Source organism: [Clostridium] symbiosum ATCC 14940 (assembly GCF_000466485.1).
Classification (GTDB): Bacteria; Bacillota; Clostridia; order Lachnospirales; family Lachnospiraceae; genus Otoolea; species Otoolea symbiosa.
This window is the reverse complement of the sequence record NZ_KE992859.1, coordinates 49,704-65,119: the sequence shown is the minus strand read 5'-3', so window position 1 is coordinate 65,119 and position 15,416 is coordinate 49,704. Positions and strand designations below refer to the sequence as shown.

Below are 15,416 nucleotides of genomic sequence, written 5' to 3'. Positions count from 1 at the left end.
AGCCGGGAAAGGGATAGGACATGGATTGTAATAATATTTTTACGCCAATAGAGATTGATGCTATTGGAGAAATACTAAACATCAGTTTGGGAGCCTCGGCGACCGCTATATCTACTATGCTAAATACCAGAGTGGATATTACCACTCCCAGGGTAAGGATTGTTACAGACGAAGAGTTTTCGTTCGAAGAGTTAAAACCGGTAATAGGCGTTGAAATTACATATATTTCGGGTCTGGAAGGTAAAAACATCATGCTTTTAAAGCGTGGGGACGTAAAACTGATCGTTGAACTCCTCATGGGCGTAGAGATTGCTGATGATGAATTTGAACTGGATGAGATGAATCTAAGCGCTGTCTGCGAGGTGATGAACCAGATGATGGGGGCTTCTGCTACTGCTTTATCGGAGTTCCTAAATAAAACGGTGAATATCTCCACCCCAGTTTCATTCGAGCTGCATTCGGAAGAAGAATTTAAAAAGAAATATTTTGTTCAGGCTCAGCCGATGGTAGTTGTTAATTTTGTTTTAAGTATTGACAATAAACTGAAAAGTGAGTTCGTCAATGTGATGTCGGTTGATTTAGCCAAGAAACTCTTAAATGTATTCCTTCCTTCAGAGTATAGGGAGGACGTGGATATGAACATAGAGGAGAATTCCCCAAAAGAATCGCCAGCGGTGGAAATGTCCCAGGCAAGTGTAGCTCCGTCACAGGCCATAGACATAACGCCACCCGTGTCCACTCCACAGGCAACTGCTGCAATGCCGCAGGTAACAGATGTACAGCCTTCAATGGGAGGACATTCGGTAGCAAATACGTCCCAAGTTGAGGGAATACCGCCAACAGCCTCCGCGCCTCAGCCTGCTCCTGCAGCTTTGGAGCAACAGATGCAGCAGCTTATGATGATGATGCAGAATATGCAGCAGATCGTCCAGCCACCGGCCAATAAAATAATTAACACGAGACCTGTGAATTATAATCCTTTGGAGGAAGCTGGGACAGGGAAGGAAGCGCAGGAAGAAAATTTGGACCTTTTGATGGGAGTATCTCTGGAAATCTCTGTAGAAATAGGAAGAACACAGGGGATGGTAAAAGATATTCTGGAATATACAAAAGGGACATTGGTAGTGTTGGATAAGCTGGCAGGAGATCCGGTGGATTTATATGTGAATGGGCGGTGTATCGCCCGGGGGGATGTAGTAGTGATTGATGATAATTTTGGAATCCGGATATCGGAAATACTAAGAAATCCGGAAGGAGAATAAGACATGGGAGACATGGAAATAGTCATGGCAATGCTTCAAGGTATGTTCATATTTTTCCTTATTGCTGGTTTGACGTGTTTGCTTAGCAAGAGACTGGGGAGAAGAATGGGCCGGGCCCGGTGCTCACGTTATATGGAATCCCAGGATCGTTTTGTGATTGGCCAGGATAAGTATCTGGAGATTGTTAGGATTGGAGAGAGGATTCTTCTTCTGGGAGTCTCCCAGTCAGGCATCCATTTGCTGGCAATGTTAGAGGATAATGACATGATTGAGTTGGAAAAGCGGCAGCCCGGACACAATTCTTTTGTAACTCTTCTAGAAAAGATGGCTGAAAAGAAGGAAGAATTACCTTAAGAGAGGAGTCGATATGGGAGGACAGGTTATGAACCTTTTAGATGGAAATAATATTCCAACTCTTGATATTATTTTATTGTTGACGATTATTGCCTTGCTGCCGAGTATTGTGGTTATGGTGACTAGTTTCACCAGGATTATTATTATCCTCTCCTTTTTGCGGAATGCGATGGGGATTCAGCAGGTTCCCCCCAACGTGGTATTGGCTGGTTTGTCGCTGTTTCTTACCATCTTTATTATGGGCCCAACCTTAAACCAGATTAATGTTCAGGCGTACTTACCCTACCGGCAGGAACAAATTACCCAGGAGGAAGCCCTGAAGCGTACGACTGTGCCACTTAAGGAGTTTATGTTGCGGCAGACAGAGAAAGGTACATTAAATATGTATTTAGATATGGCAGGTCAGGAGCTTACGGACAAGGTGGAGGACTTATCGTTGACGGTAATCGTGCCATCTTTTATGACTAGCGAACTGAAACATGCGTTTTTGGCGGGATTTTTAATTTATCTTCCCTTTTTGCTGATTGATATGGTGACGGCCAGCATCCTAATGTCCATGGGGATGGTGATGCTTCCACCGGCTATGATATCCCTCCCGTTTAAACTGTTATTGTTTATTGCAGTGGATGGATGGGAACTGCTGTTTTCATCAATTGTAAAAAGTTTTTACTAACAGAAAGGAGTCTCTATCATGACAACAGGGCAATTACTAGACATATTTCGGGAATTTTTTCTTTTGGCAGTCCGCATTGGCGGTCCTATTTTATTGGGAAGTATGCTTCTGGGAGTGATAATCGCCATCTTTCAGGCAGCGACACAAATCCATGAGCAGACGGTGACGTTTGTCCCAAAGCTGGCAGCAATTTCATTGTTCCTGCTGTTTCAGGGGGGGAACATGCTGGAGACCCTTCAGGATTTTACTAAAAAGCTGTTTTCCATGATATAAGAGGAATGGAGGATGCTGTGGCTATTACGGATATGCAGTTGCTCTCTTTTATAATCGTGCGATTCAGCGGTCTTGTATTCCTAAATCCAGCTTTGGGAAGGAAGAATTATCCGGCTATGGCAAAAAGCGCTCTGGTACTGGCTTTGAGTATATTTGCATACCTGTTTCCTGAGATAAGCCATTCTATGGAGCAGGAAGTCCTGATAGTAACCCCGTTAGTTTATGGAGTACTTCTTTTAAAGGAACTGCTGGTGGGAGCTGTACTTGGATTTATCTTTGAGATGTTCTTCGCAGTGGTTCAGTATGCGGGTGCAGTGATGGACTTTGGAATGGGGCTTTCCATGGCAACCGCTTATGATCCGCAGTCGAATGTATCGATGTCTATCAACGCCAACCTATATTATTTATTTATGTTGGCGCTATTTTTTATTACTGACAGTCATCTGGTGTTCCTACGAATTGTTCTGCTGGCAGGAAGAGAGGTTCCCTATGGAAACTTTATTGTTATGCCTGGTCTTATCTGGACCTGCTTAAGGATGTTTCAGGACTGTATGGAGATGGCGTTACGCATGGCTTTCCCTATGATGGCGGTTCAGCTTTTGACAGAGGCTGCCGTGGGAATATTGATGAAGATGGTTCCCCAGATTGATATATTTGTGATTAATATACAGACAAAGATTTGTGTAGGAATGGTTCTGCTGTTGCTTTTGGTTTCTCCCTTGGGGGAGTACATTCAGATACTTCTGGAGAATATGTTGGAAGGAGCGGCTATGGCTCTCTACTATTTTAAATAACAGGAGGTGATCCGATTGGCAGGCGATAAGACTGAAAAAGCGTCACCCAAAAAGCGTCGTGATGAGCGGAAAAAGGGAAATGTATTTAAAAGCCAGGATATTGTGACTGTAGTTTCTCTTTTAGGAAGTTTCTGCAGTCTTAGGTTTTTGTTTCCGGTGATTTACGAGAGTACAGTATCCTACGCAAAGAAATGCATCGTGGGAGTGGGAGAGTTAAAGGATTTCCAGGCTCTGGGAGGAGGCTACTATCTAAGAGATCTGTTGCTTCAATTTATAAAAAGCAGCTTGCCATTACTTCTGGTGGCAGTGTTTATGGCTGCATTAGGAGTCGGGAGTCAGACAAAATTTTTGTTTACTATGAAGAATGCTACGCCTAAGTTCAGTCGGTTAAATCCCATTGGAGGGATAAGGAAAATCATTTCCTTGAAAAGCGTGGTGGAGCTGTCTAAAAGTCTGATTAAGATTATTGTTCTTTTATCGGTTCTGTATCAGTTTTTAAAAAGATGTTTGCCATTTGTTACGGCAAGTTTGAATATTTCGTCTCTGGGAGCAGCATCTTATCTGCTTCAATATATATATTCCATGATACTTAAGGTGATCATGTGGTTTGGTGTTATTGCCGCCTTTGATTTCCTATATCAGTGGTGGGATTATGAGCGTCAGCTTATGATGTCGAAGCAGGAAGTAAAGGAAGAATATAAACAACAAGAGGGAGATCCTCAGATTAAGGGCAGGATTCGCAATCTGCAGAGGATGCGGGCAAAACAGAGGATGATGCAGGCGGTTCCCACTGCAGATGTGGTCATTAGGAACCCAACCCATGTGGCAGTAGCTTTAAAATATGATATCAGCAGTGACAGGGCCCCAATTCTGGTGGCAAAGGGAGTGGATCACACAGCGCTTAAAATTGTGGAAATTGCCATGGACAGCCATGTGGAGATTATAGAGAATGTATCGGTGGCAAGGGCTGTATATTCCTCTACCGAACTCAATCAGGAGATACCACCGGAACTTTATGGCATCGTGGCGGATCTAATGATTTATATTTATCAGTTAAAAGGGAAGAAAGGATAGACGAATATGAAACGAATATTAAACAATGCGATTTCTTTTTTTGTAGTGGCAATCGTATTGCTATTGCTTATCCCGCTTCCTCCTTTTGCTCTGGATATGATGCTCATATTTAATTTATCAATATCCCTGGTAATTTTGTTGATCACGATGAACATACGGAATCCATTGGAATTTGCCATTTTTCCGTCATTGCTTTTGGTGACCACCCTGATTCGTTTGGGTTTGAATATTTCATCTACAAGGAGCATCCTTACTAAAAATGGGGATGCTGGTAAAGTGATTCATGCCTTTGGTAGTTTCGTACTTCAGGGGAATGTTGTTGTAGGCTTCATTATCTTCCTGATTATTGTACTGGTTCAGTTTATCGTTATCACCAAGGGAGCAGAGCGAGTGTCGGAGGTGGCGGCCAGGTTTACCCTGGATGCGATGCCAGGAAAGCAGATGGCTATAGATGCCGACTTAAGTTCCGGACTGATTACGGAAGAGCAGGCTAAAATCCGCAGAAACAATATACAGAGAGAGGCGGATTTCTACGGGGCGATGGATGGTGCCACAAAGATTGTCAAGGGTGATGCCATCATGTCCATTATCATCACCGCTATTAATTTCACAGCGGGGGTAATCATAGGCGTAGTTCAGTCCAACATGTCCTTCGGAGACGTACTTTCCGTCTATTCCTTAGCTACTGTAGGAGACGGTCTTGTATCCCAGATACCGGCATTGCTCATTTCTACTTCAACCGGTCTGATTGTCACCCGGGCTGTGGCGGAAGGAAGTTTAAATCAGGATGTATCACGTCAGTTTTCAGCGCAGCCTAAGGCGATTATGGCAGCTGGTGCCATTATGGTGGTCATATCCTTCATACCGGGTATGCCAAAGATTCAGATGTACCTGCTTGCGGCAATTCTGCTTTTCGGCGGTAATAGCATTTTACAGAGTATTAAAGTGAAGGAATTGAAGGAAATGGAGGCGGCGTCTGAAGATAGCGATATGCTGGAGGAAGCCGAGGTGCAAAAACGCCAGGAAGAGTATTACCGGAATATTGACAACGTATATGACATGCTGGAAGTGGAAGCCATATCCATGGAATTTGGATACAGTTTAATCCCTTTGGCGGATGAAAAAAACGGGGGACGGATGATTAATCGTGTGGTCATCTTTCGCCGACAGTACGCACAGGAAATGGGATTTGTAATTCCCTCCATTAAGCTTCAGGATAATTCCGGTTTGGGAACGAACCAGTATGTGATTAAGATTCGCGGGGAGGAGGCTGCCAGGGGAGAGCTGTTGGTGGATTACTATTTGGCTCTGGAGCCGTCCAATCCTACGGGTGAGATTGAGGGGATAGAAGCAATTGAGCCGGCTTATGGAATCCCAAGCCGATGGATTACTCCGGATCAGAGGGATTTGGCGGAGATATACGGGTATACGGTAATCGACCCATTGTCAGTCATGATAACACATCTGACGGAAACGATAAAGAGAAATACACACCAGTTGCTGGACAGGCGTGAGACAATGAAGCTGATTAACAGGTTCAAAGAAAAAACACCGGATTTGGTGAACGACGTATTCCCCAATATGATTTCCTATGGAAACTTTCAGAAGTTACTGGGAAATCTTTTAAAAGAAGGAATTCCCATACGGGATTTGGAACTCTTGATGGAAACGGTGGCAGAGGATTTTGGCTCAGGCAAGGATTTGGATGGAATCCTGGAAGATATGCGTGTGAATTTAAAAAGGACGATTACCAGGAAATTCTGTGTCGAGGGGCAAATGCGGGTTATTGTTCTGAACGGAGAATTAGAGCGGAAGATTATCTCCAGCATGGCGAAAAACAGCCAGGGGGTATATCTGGCCTTAAGTCCGGAACTTATGCAACGTATGGTTTCCTGTTTGGAAGAGGAAAAGAAAAAATTTGATGATTTTGGCCAGGAACCGATCATACTTACCAGCCAGGTGATAAGAGTTTACATATATCGTTTGTTGGAACCTTTTTATCCGAATATTCACGTTCTTTCCTTCAGCGAGATTACGAACACCATACAAATACAAGCAATAGGAACAATTACGGTCTAGGGGGGTGATGATAATGGAAATCACACAGGATTTTTCTCATATGACAAATGAAGAACTTCTGGATGAATATATGCACAACAGAAGCCGGGAAATAAAAGAGGAGCTGACATTGCGCTATATTCCATTGGTGAGACAGATAGCGAAACAGATGTGGAATGTATATTCAAATTTCTCTCAGATTGATGATATCATTAATGAGGGGGTTTTTGTTATCATGACGGCCTTAGATCGGTACGAAGTTGATAAAAATGTAAAGTTTGAAAGTTATGTAGTGAAAAGACTCCGGGGGATGATAATTGATATAGCCAGGAAACAGGATTGGCTGACACGGGGCGAGCGGAAAATAGCAAAAAATATGGAGAATGTGAGGGACAGGCTGTATGAGTGCCTGGAACGTCCTCCGACAGATGAAGAGGTTGCAGGGGAGCTTGGTATTACTTTAAAACACTATTATGAGCAGCAGCAAAGGATTGCCCTGTTTAATATGATATCCCTGGATTTGATTATGGATGAAACTGCAGATAAAAAGTGGAAGGATTCTGTCCCAGTAGTAGGAGAAGAATCAGATCCGGAGCTTCAGTCTTTGAGGAATGAAAAAAAGGACTGTTTAAGAAGAGGAATTGAAGCACTTGGAGAAAATGAACGTCTAGTAATTTCTCTCTATTATGAACAGGAGCTAAGTATAAAGGAGATTGCCGGGGTTCTGGGGGTGAGTAAACCCAGGATATCCCAAATACATATAAATGCACTTAAGAAACTGAAAACCTATATGGAAGAAAATTGGTGATAAGAAAGGGGAATCTTATGTTTCAGGTATTTTATAATCTAACTTCTGGTATGATGGTGCAAAGTCAGAAACTGAATGTAATCAGCAATAATATGGCAAATGCAAAAACTCCTGGCTATAAAGCGGACACGTATTTGGGGCGGAATTTTAGGGAGGAAATGATTCTCAGAACAGGTAATGTAGATAAGGGCGGGTCCCGGCAGTTAGGCGCTGTGAGCATGGCAAAAGTTGGGGACAGTGCGAATGTCAGTTTTGAGGAAGGGGCACCGGAACAAACAGATGGGAATCTCGATTTTGCCATAAATGGAAATGGCTTTTTTAAAATTGCCGTGCCGGGAGGGGGATTTTGTTATACAAGAAATGGTTCATTTTCCGTGGATCAGGAGGGAATGCTGGCATTAAATGGCGTGGGTCGGGTTCAGGGCCAGGGGGGAGATATCTATTTGGATTCGGATGCGATAGATATGGATGCCGCCGGTATCCTGTATGATCCGTTCGGTGAAGAGATAGATGGTATTGAGATAGTGGATTTTGACGATTATGCTCAGCTTTTGAAGGGAGAGGATTCTACCTTTACCACGAATCAGCAGGAACTTCTGGTGGAGAATCCTAAAGTTATGAAGGGCTACTTGGAGCAATCTAACGTGGATGTCTTAAAAGAAACTACGGACATGATTGCCAGCCAGCGTTCCATTCAGGGGGCGGCCCAAATACTTAAGATGTACGATACTATAATGGGAAAAGCAGTGACGGAGATTGGAAAAGTATGAGAAGTTCATTTTATACTGCGGCTGCCGGTGCAGCCGGCAATATGCTGCGGATTAGTGTGATATCGAATAATATGGCCAATGTTAATACCACCGGCTACAAAAGCAAAAACAGTGTGTTTTCAGACCTTATCTACACAGCACTGGCAGCACAGAATGAAAATATAGAGAAAGGGCATGGAATCCGTATGGATAAGACGGATAGCCTTACGTATCAGCCGGGGGCCTTAAACCAGACTGGACGGGATTATGATTTCGCGATAGAAGGGCCAGGATTTTTCGGTCTGTTGGATCCGGATACGGACAATACGATTTATACAAGAGACGGAAGCTTCGAACCGGTGAATATAGATGGTGAATTTTATCTCTGTGATTCCATGGGACGCCAGGTTCTGGATGCGGATGGGGAACCTGTCCTGCTCTCGGTTAATGGTGAGGATGGAAATGAAGGCGAAGGGATTGATGTGGCTGGGAGCATCGGTATCTTTAAAATCCCAATACAGGATGGGTTGGATGTCCTGGGCTACAATGTTTATGCCGTATCAGACAAAAATGGTGAAGTATATTCACAGGTCAATCTGGATAATGAGGAACCCAGGGGGAAATTACTGCAGGGGATGCTGGAAATGTCAAATGTGGAATTGGCAAAGGAACTGTCCCAGTTGATAGAAAGCCAAAAGGCGTACCAGCTTTCACTTAAGATGCTCCAGACTTCAGATGAGATAGAGCAGTTGGAATGCGAATTGAGACGTTAAGGCGCAGTATTTTAGAGTAGGAAAGGAAGAAACCTGGTGGGACTGAAACATTATGATGATATGAATTTATTGCAGAGGGATGCAGTAAGAGAAGTGGGAAGTATAGGAACAGCTCATGCAGTCACGGCGCTGTCTCAGCTTTTGGGTGAGACCGTTACAATGGGAGTTCCTGATATTCATATATTGGGCTACAATGAAATCATTAGAAGGATGGGGAATCCAGAAGAAACCGTAGCGGGGATTATGGTTCATATGTCAGGTGAACTGAAAGGGATGATGCTATGCATTCAGAGAAAGGCGTTGATTAACGCAGTACTGGAGCGAATGTTCGGTGAAGCGGAGGTAGAAATCCCGCGTCTAGAGGAAATACAGCGTTCAGCCTTACTTGAGATAGGTAACATTATGATATCTTCTTATATTAATGCAATATCAGATTTATCAGGAATTACAATTGAGCTTTCCGTCCCAGTCCTATCGGTTAACATGCTGGGGGGAATCCTATCTGTGCCTATGGTGGAATTAGCCTATCAGACAAACAAGCTGATGACCATAGAAGGGAATTTGATTTATGGAGGCATGAAACTGGAAAGCAACCTTTTTATGGTCCCGGAGGTTGAAGGATTGAGCTGCCTGCTCGACAGGATGGGAGTAGGAAATTAACGGGACAGTCACGGTGGGGATTGCCGATATGAAAATTATAAGAACAGAGGGGGAGCTGATTACCTATGCACTGGGATCATGTATTGGGATTTGTTTTTACGACCCCTCCATTCAACTGGGCGGTCTCCTTCACATTATGCTTCCCAAGGCAGAGCTGGACAGTCCGGTGAGTATCTATAAATATGCGGATACGGGAATCGCTGAGACTTTACGGAAACTTCACGTATTTGGCGGGATGAAGTCCAGGCTTACGGCCAGGATTGCTGGTGGTGCCAGTATGTTTTCAGGGCAGCAGTTTTCGGCGCTGGGGAATATAGGACAGCGCAACATTCAGGCGGTAAAAAGCATCTTGTATCAGAGCGGCGTCCGCATTCTGGGAGAGGACACAGGTTCTGACTATGCCAGAACCATGATGATGGATGTATCAAATGGAATCGTAAAAGTGAAGGCCTATGGCAGGATGGAACTTATACTCTAACGGTGGAAAAGGAGGTTAATGGAGTATGGAAGAAACTTATAATCGCAGTAAAATTCTGCTGGAGACAGGTACAAATGAACTTGAGATCATGGTTTTTACCATTTATGGAGAGTTGTACGGTATCAATGTGGCAAAGGTTAAAGAGATTATGATGTCGAATGAGGTGAAGCCCATACCTCATGCACATCCCTCTATTGAAGGGATATTCAAGCCAAGAGGGACACTTATGACGGTAGTGGATTTGCCGTTATACCTGACTGGGAGGGAGACAGAAAAAAATTCCAGGGATTTATTTATTGTAACCGGGTTCAACAAGATGTATACAGCCTTTCGAGTAAACACCGTGGAGGGAATCAGCCGTATTTCATGGGCGGATATCCAGAAGCCAGATAAAAGCATTAACGGCGGGGAAGATGGAGTAACTACCGGAATCACTCAGTGTGGCGGACGTCTTGTGTCTATACTGGATTTTGAAAAAATAACAGCGGATATATCACCGGCTACCAGTATACAGATGGAAGAGATTGAGAAATTGGGGAAACGGGAGGAGAGGTCATCCAACATTGTGGTAGTGGAGGATTCTATTCTTCTTATTAAGATGATTCAGCAGGCATTAATTAAGGCCGGTTACCATAACCTGGAGCTTTTTAACAATGGACAGGAAGCATGGGATTATTTGCGAATTGAGGGGAGGGAGAATGGAAAAGTGGACCTGATAATTACGGATATTGAGATGCCTAAGATGGATGGACATAGGCTCACAAAACTGGTAAAGGAAGATGAGGAGCTTAAGCATATTCCCATAGTTATTTTTTCTTCCCTCATCGATGAAGAGATGCGGCGGAAGGGGAAGGCGGTGGGGGCTGATGAACAACTTTCTAAGCCGGAAATAGGCCATTTGGTCGAGATATTAGACTATTTACTGGAAAAGAGGGATTAGGCATGAATAATTATGTAGTAAGACAGCCTGTTAAGGATAGGGATGATCAGGTAATCGGCAATGAGGTCATGTTCCAGCTTGGGGATGATGCCCTGTATAATAGTTCTGAGGACCATATGGCGGCCGGTACCATAGCTAATTTCTTCATGCAGAATAATGAAAAGATATACGATGGAAAACTTATCTTTGCCACGTTTACTCCAAGCCTGCTTTTTCGCAATACACCCAAGATATTTGAGAGCAGTAAGCTGATTATACAGATTGAGGATAATGTGTTGGTAAATCCATTATCTTTGATGATTGTACAGAAGTACAGGAATCAGGGATATAGATTTGCCATAAATGACTTTCAATTCTCAGCCCGTTTTTTCAGTATACTGGAATACGTGGATTTCCTCAAAATTAATGTAAAGGGGAGGACGGAACGGTCAGGGGAGAGTTCGATGGAGAACATTGTCAGGATGGCCAGGGGATTCAACAAGCAGTGCATTGCCTATGGAGTTGACAGCAGGGAAGATTATGAGTTTGCAAAGACTCTTGGGGTGGATCATCTGCAGGGGACATACATATCAGAAGCCACATTGATTAAAACGGCAAAATTGGATTTCCTCCAAGGTAATTTCTTCCAACTGGTGGTAGCGGTTACAAAAGATACGCCTGATATGACAGAGATTGAGGAGATTATCAGCAGGGATGCCTATTTGACCTATGCATTATTTAAGCTGATTAATTCCAGGTATTTTGCTTTGAGTAAAAAGATTTCTTCTATACGTCAGGCACTGGTCATTTTAGGAATCCGTCAACTGAAGCACTGGGTTTACCTGCTGAGCATGCAGAGTGATAATAAGGATGATGGCGGTATCACAGAGCAGGTTTTAAAGAGATCCTTCATGCGCGGAACGTTTTGTTCCAGGTTGGCCCGTTATATTGATGGACTACCGGTCTCTCCTGGGGAAGTTTATATGATGGGTATGTTTTCTACCCTGGAATATATGGTGGATAGCCCGCTGGAGGATATTCTAAAGGAACTTCCTATCCGGGAGGAAATCAAGGAGGCCTTGATTAGCAGGGCAGGGATATGTGGGGACCTGTATACCCTAGTTCTGGATTACGAGAGGGCCGACTGGAATAGTATCAACCAGATGGTAAAAAAACTGGGAATCCCTTCTAATATGGTGGCACAGTTCTATTTTGATTGTGTGGAGGAAGTGAATGAAATATGGAAAGGGATAACTTTTTCTGGGGAGGATAAGGACGAGGGAGAGCATAAGGGGATGTAAAATAAGTCCCTAATTAGGAATCGCTAGAACCGGCATTTAACGGTTCTGGCGATTCCTTGTTTTTATCCCTACTTTTTATCCATTTCTTGATTTCACTCGTTAAAAGAGGGTTCACTTAATAAGCCTATGAGGGTAACTCTTAGCTTTTAAGCTGCTATTTCTTTTCGCTGCTTTTTATTATGATATTTAGGTCAGTTTACAAGGAACTACACGCAGACCACGAAACGGGGGCTGCTGACAACAAATAAAGGCTGAGTATCAAGCACCGAAAAGTGCGGGATATGCAGTCTGTTTTGTTGTCCGGGGTTTCCAAAGGGGCTTGCCCCTTGGCACACGACTTTGCTTGCAAAGTGTAGTGTGTTATACGCTCTGTCGGCGTTGCCGTAAAAATGCCGTTGCCGCCGGATCGGGCAAGGGCGTTTTCATCAGCAGACGGGGCGTATATGAAAACCTTTGTCCCTTGTCCCACGCCGGACTATGGGAAAAAGTGTCCCAAACGGATAGCCACATTCACGAAAAGGCAGGTGGATTTTTCTCCCAAAATTGAAATGGGCGGGAAGCCATTTTAAGGCTTTCCCGCCTTGATTACCCATTAGCAAAGACGGGTGAGGCTGTCAACGGCGGCGCTGAAAGCGCGTTTGGGTGGCTTTTTGTTTCTGCCACTCCCAGCAGATAGTCGACGGTCACGCCATAAAACTTCGCCAGCTTGATTAGGGCATAGTGGCTGATGTCCTTGAAGTCCTCCGCTTCGTAACTACCCAGCGCAGATTTGGAGAGGTGGGTCTGTTCCGCAAGCTGCTCCAGCGTCAGCCCTCGCTCCACACGCAGGTCTTTCAATCGTTCATGTATGGATAGTTCCACGCTCTCGCTCCTTGTCTGCTCGATAAACTGGAATGTATCGCTCTATGAAATCAATTCTTGAGCGCAAAAAGACAGGCATAGATGCTTTCTTCACATCCCTGTTTGCATCTTTTCAAACATCTAAAGACAGGCCAGATAACAGTCCCATTACTTAACTTAACGGCAATATTTATTTCTCCTTGTGGGTCGCTATCATCCGTGCTCCATTTTCCACCATATAGTTTAATCGCCGTTTCGCCAATATATGAACCTAAACTAAATAAAATCATACCGCGATTTTTTGAAAGCAAACCTATTTCGGAATTCTGTTCATCAAAAAATCTATCAATTTCTTTTATGCTTTCTAAAGAATAATCCGCTTTATAGCCGGACGAATTGAGTGCTTTTGTCACCCAGTCGGAAGCCAATGGAATATCTTCTTCGAGAGTATCGTTGCTTTTTTCTTGTTACCATTATCTTTCTTCAAGATTTTATTGAGGAATCCCATGTTGACCACTCCAATTCCGAAATATTTTCAAAACATATTTTAAAAAGCTTTTCAGCAAAAGTAATTTCATTTTCCAAGTCATCTATTACTCATTCAGCATCAATTAAATAATCGAATGAATAACTTGAACCGACAGTGAAATCACCATACGGTGGTAGCTTTCTACACTTACACATTAAACGTTTGGCTTCAAAACACATAAAATGTCCCTATTCCTTTCAAATCCCTCGTAAAACCAAAATCAAAGCATGGTCAAGATATTCAAAGATACTACATTCCTTGCAAGCGATACAGTCACCCATGCGCTCCCGCTTCGGGAGCATCCGAAAAGCGCCCTATCTTCTCTTGAATCGCCCTATATGCTTCACATTCTGCAGTTCGTATGGAATACCGTGTTCTCCCGCCATCGTCAGCGCAAAGTCCAGAAAATCTCCCCATCCATCGGACAGTACATCCGAGCGGAGGCTGATCGTTTTCTCCGCTGTCCGCAGGATCATCCGGGCGTTCTTTTTATCCCACAGCAGGAGGATGGAGCGCAGCTGTGTCCACGGGATGTCGTGGGCTATCCCAAAGCTGACCACCCGCAGCAAACGCCGGGAATAAAAGACCTTGCGCCAGGTCGAGTGGAGAAAAGAGCCGATGCACAGCAGGTCAAGCCCAAAGAGGGTCAAGAGCTCCTGGTTCAGCTCACCTCTAGCCCAGAGGGTTTGCAGCGTCTGGGGTTCGTCCATAGCCCACAGGTAGAAAAACAGACCGGCCATCACCGTGATCGCCGCCGGGAGCAGGAGCAGCAGATAGGCGATGGGCGAGCATTTCAGCACCCGGAAATCGGTCTCCCAATCGTCGCGCTGCTGCTTTTGCCGCCAGCGTCGCCGGGAGAGAAAATCCCACAGCTCGACCGCCAAAAGCATGGGGATATTCACCGCCCCCAAAACCAGGGAATAGCGCAGGATCTCGGATATATTGTCCTGCCACCCCATGGGCAGGCAGATGGCAATGTTGATGAGATTGGCGATCAGCAGAAAACTAAGGATCACAGAAAGGACCTCGGCCGTTGTGGAATGCCTGCGCCGCCCTGTTGCAGGAGGTTCCAGAATATCGCCCCTGCGAATCTGCTTCGCCCTGCGTCCGCGGAGTACCAGCCACACAGCCTTGCCGGGCTCGGCGGTGCGAACCTCCAGCTTCGGTGTAACCAGGATGCTCTCCACGCGCAGCTTGATACGCTTGCCATCGGTGCGGTTCAGGCACAGATAATCGTTCACCGATATGCTGCTGCCCTCCACCACGCCCTCTACGGCAGTGCAAAATCCATTCAGCTTTTTGAGGTTATGTACCACCAGACGAAACCTCGTTCCGTCCATATGACTACCACCACCAATCTCGATTTACCGTTCTGTTTCTTCCATTCTACCACAATTCCGAGAGCGTGGAAATAGTGAGTTTTCTGGGCTGATTTCCTACCTTATGGATATATGGGACGGGCGGTCATTTAGGTGTAGACTTGTCTTAGTACATCGATGAGCCGCACCTTGAAAACAGAATGACCGTCCGAAAAGGAATATCTCTCCCGGAGAAGCAGCGCATTTGCGTGCCAAAGGAGAAATACGCCGCAGGAATGGGGGTGGAAAACTTTTCGGGGAGAACGGCAAAAGGAAAGCAAAAACGGAGGGAACACATGAAAGATAACCCATATAAACGACTTCCGCCCTTAGAGCGCAAGCCAGACGGATCCTTTTACCGTATGACCCCGGCACAGAGGAAACAGGCAAACGCCCTGATCCGCCGGGAGTGCTGCTACCATGAGGAGGGGAATTGTATCGCCCTTGACGATGGGGACGCCCACACCTGCCCACAGACCATTTCTTTCTCGGTCTGCTGCAAGTGGTTCCGCT

17 protein-coding genes and 1 pseudogene are annotated in these 15,416 nt (G+C 44.8%); 15 read left to right on the top strand and 3 right to left on the bottom strand.

Annotation, left to right across the window (positions count from 1 at the left end; all coding sequences use genetic code 11):
• The first annotated feature begins 20 nt into the window (after positions 1-20).
• Genes fliY through CLOSYM_RS06865 form a run of 14 tightly spaced genes read left to right on the top strand, consistent with a single transcriptional unit; the run spans position 21 to position 12,176 of the window.
• Positions 21-1,262, top strand: a complete 1,242-nt coding sequence (gene fliY / locus CLOSYM_RS06930; protein ID WP_002570069.1) for a flagellar motor switch phosphatase FliY — start codon at positions 21-23, stop codon at positions 1,260-1,262.
• Between the two features lie 3 nt (positions 1,263-1,265).
• A complete protein-coding gene (locus CLOSYM_RS21995) occupies positions 1,266-1,616 on the top strand; it encodes a flagellar biosynthetic protein FliO (protein WP_002570068.1) in 351 nt (116 codons plus the stop codon).
• Positions 1,617-1,644: 28 nt separating this feature from the next.
• The gene (gene fliP, locus CLOSYM_RS06920; RefSeq protein WP_330362879.1) at positions 1,645-2,289 is read left to right on the top strand and encodes a flagellar type III secretion system pore protein FliP; all 645 of its coding nucleotides are present in this window, start codon (positions 1,645-1,647) and stop codon (positions 2,287-2,289) included.
• 18 nt (positions 2,290-2,307) lie between these two features.
• The gene (locus CLOSYM_RS06915) at positions 2,308-2,562 is read left to right on the top strand and encodes a flagellar biosynthetic protein FliQ (RefSeq protein ID WP_021641547.1); all 255 of its coding nucleotides are present in this window, start codon (positions 2,308-2,310) and stop codon (positions 2,560-2,562) included.
• A gap of 17 nt (positions 2,563-2,579) precedes the next feature.
• The gene (locus CLOSYM_RS06910) at positions 2,580-3,356 is read left to right on the top strand and encodes a flagellar biosynthetic protein FliR (RefSeq protein ID WP_002570065.1); all 777 of its coding nucleotides are present in this window, start codon (positions 2,580-2,582) and stop codon (positions 3,354-3,356) included.
• Between the two features lie 15 nt (positions 3,357-3,371).
• Positions 3,372-4,430: a flagellar biosynthesis protein FlhB gene (gene flhB, locus CLOSYM_RS06905; RefSeq protein ID WP_002570064.1), complete on the top strand. Its 1,059-nt coding sequence runs from the start codon at positions 3,372-3,374 to the stop codon at positions 4,428-4,430.
• A gap of 6 nt (positions 4,431-4,436) precedes the next feature.
• Complete coding sequence (gene flhA / locus CLOSYM_RS06900; protein ID WP_002570063.1) at positions 4,437-6,509, top strand: flagellar biosynthesis protein FlhA; 2,073 nt, start codon at positions 4,437-4,439, stop codon at positions 6,507-6,509.
• Between the two features lie 13 nt (positions 6,510-6,522).
• A complete protein-coding gene (locus CLOSYM_RS06895) occupies positions 6,523-7,296 on the top strand; it encodes a sigma-70 family RNA polymerase sigma factor (RefSeq protein WP_002570062.1) in 774 nt (257 codons plus the stop codon).
• Between the two features lie 17 nt (positions 7,297-7,313).
• Complete coding sequence (locus CLOSYM_RS06890) at positions 7,314-8,066, top strand: flagellar hook-basal body protein (RefSeq protein ID WP_044902218.1); 753 nt, start codon at positions 7,314-7,316, stop codon at positions 8,064-8,066.
• Entirely contained in the window at positions 8,063-8,818 is a 756-nt protein-coding gene (locus CLOSYM_RS06885) for a flagellar hook-basal body protein (protein WP_002570060.1), read from the top strand. Before CLOSYM_RS06890 ends, CLOSYM_RS06885 begins: the two co-directional genes overlap by 4 nt.
• A 36-nt stretch (positions 8,819-8,854) precedes the next feature.
• A complete protein-coding gene (locus CLOSYM_RS06880; protein ID WP_002570059.1) occupies positions 8,855-9,478 on the top strand; it encodes a chemotaxis protein CheC in 624 nt (207 codons plus the stop codon).
• 28 nt (positions 9,479-9,506) lie between these two features.
• Complete coding sequence (locus tag CLOSYM_RS06875) at positions 9,507-9,956, top strand: chemotaxis protein CheD (protein WP_002570058.1); 450 nt, start codon at positions 9,507-9,509, stop codon at positions 9,954-9,956.
• Between the two features lie 25 nt (positions 9,957-9,981).
• Positions 9,982-10,896, top strand: coding sequence for a chemotaxis protein CheV (locus CLOSYM_RS06870; protein ID WP_002570057.1), 915 nt, complete (start codon positions 9,982-9,984; stop codon positions 10,894-10,896).
• A gap of 2 nt (positions 10,897-10,898) precedes the next feature.
• Complete coding sequence (locus CLOSYM_RS06865; RefSeq protein WP_002570056.1) at positions 10,899-12,176, top strand: EAL and HDOD domain-containing protein; 1,278 nt, start codon at positions 10,899-10,901, stop codon at positions 12,174-12,176.
• 633 nt (positions 12,177-12,809) lie between these two features.
• On the opposite strand, the pseudogene CLOSYM_RS06860 reads toward CLOSYM_RS06865, so the two are convergent.
• The 3 genes and pseudogenes from CLOSYM_RS06860 to CLOSYM_RS06850 all read right to left on the bottom strand — a co-directional run.
• A pseudogene (locus tag CLOSYM_RS06860) lies at positions 12,810-13,037 on the bottom strand (helix-turn-helix domain-containing protein); the annotation flags it as partial.
• 50 nt (positions 13,038-13,087) lie between these two features.
• Positions 13,088-13,444, bottom strand: a complete 357-nt coding sequence (locus tag CLOSYM_RS21990) for a hypothetical protein (RefSeq protein ID WP_235623325.1) — start codon at positions 13,442-13,444, stop codon at positions 13,088-13,090.
• A 415-nt stretch (positions 13,445-13,859) separates the two neighbouring features.
• Positions 13,860-14,885: a hypothetical protein gene (locus tag CLOSYM_RS06850; protein ID WP_002570054.1), complete on the bottom strand. Its 1,026-nt coding sequence runs from the start codon at positions 14,883-14,885 to the stop codon at positions 13,860-13,862.
• A 314-nt stretch (positions 14,886-15,199) separates the two neighbouring features.
• On the opposite strand from CLOSYM_RS06850, the gene CLOSYM_RS06845 reads away from it, so the two are divergent.
• The coding region (locus tag CLOSYM_RS06845) for a cysteine-rich VLP domain-containing protein (protein WP_044902225.1) at positions 15,200-15,416 on the top strand (217 nt) is incomplete at its 3' end.

Bases quoted from the DNA above. Each gene is read 5' to 3' on its own strand.
- fliY (WP_002570069.1), top strand. From the start codon at position 21: ATGGATTGTAATAATATTTTTACGCCAATAGAGATTGATGCTATTGGA.
- CLOSYM_RS21995 (WP_002570068.1), top strand. From the start codon at position 1,266: ATGGGAGACATGGAAATAGTCATGGCAATGCTTCAAGGTATGTTCATA.
- fliP (WP_330362879.1), top strand. From the start codon at position 1,645: ATGAACCTTTTAGATGGAAATAATATTCCAACTCTTGATATTATTTTA.
- CLOSYM_RS06915 (WP_021641547.1), top strand. From the start codon at position 2,308: ATGACAACAGGGCAATTACTAGACATATTTCGGGAATTTTTTCTTTTG.
- flhA (WP_002570063.1), top strand. From the start codon at position 4,437: ATGAAACGAATATTAAACAATGCGATTTCTTTTTTTGTAGTGGCAATC.
- CLOSYM_RS06895 (WP_002570062.1), top strand. From the start codon at position 6,523: ATGGAAATCACACAGGATTTTTCTCATATGACAAATGAAGAACTTCTG.
- CLOSYM_RS06890 (WP_044902218.1), top strand. From the start codon at position 7,314: ATGTTTCAGGTATTTTATAATCTAACTTCTGGTATGATGGTGCAAAGT.
- CLOSYM_RS06885 (WP_002570060.1), top strand. From the start codon at position 8,063: ATGAGAAGTTCATTTTATACTGCGGCTGCCGGTGCAGCCGGCAATATG.
- CLOSYM_RS06875 (WP_002570058.1), top strand. From the start codon at position 9,507: ATGAAAATTATAAGAACAGAGGGGGAGCTGATTACCTATGCACTGGGA.
- CLOSYM_RS06870 (WP_002570057.1), top strand. From the start codon at position 9,982: ATGGAAGAAACTTATAATCGCAGTAAAATTCTGCTGGAGACAGGTACA.
- CLOSYM_RS06865 (WP_002570056.1), top strand. From the start codon at position 10,899: ATGAATAATTATGTAGTAAGACAGCCTGTTAAGGATAGGGATGATCAG.
- CLOSYM_RS06850 (WP_002570054.1), bottom strand. From the start codon at position 14,885: ATGGACGGAACGAGGTTTCGTCTGGTGGTACATAACCTCAAAAAGCTG.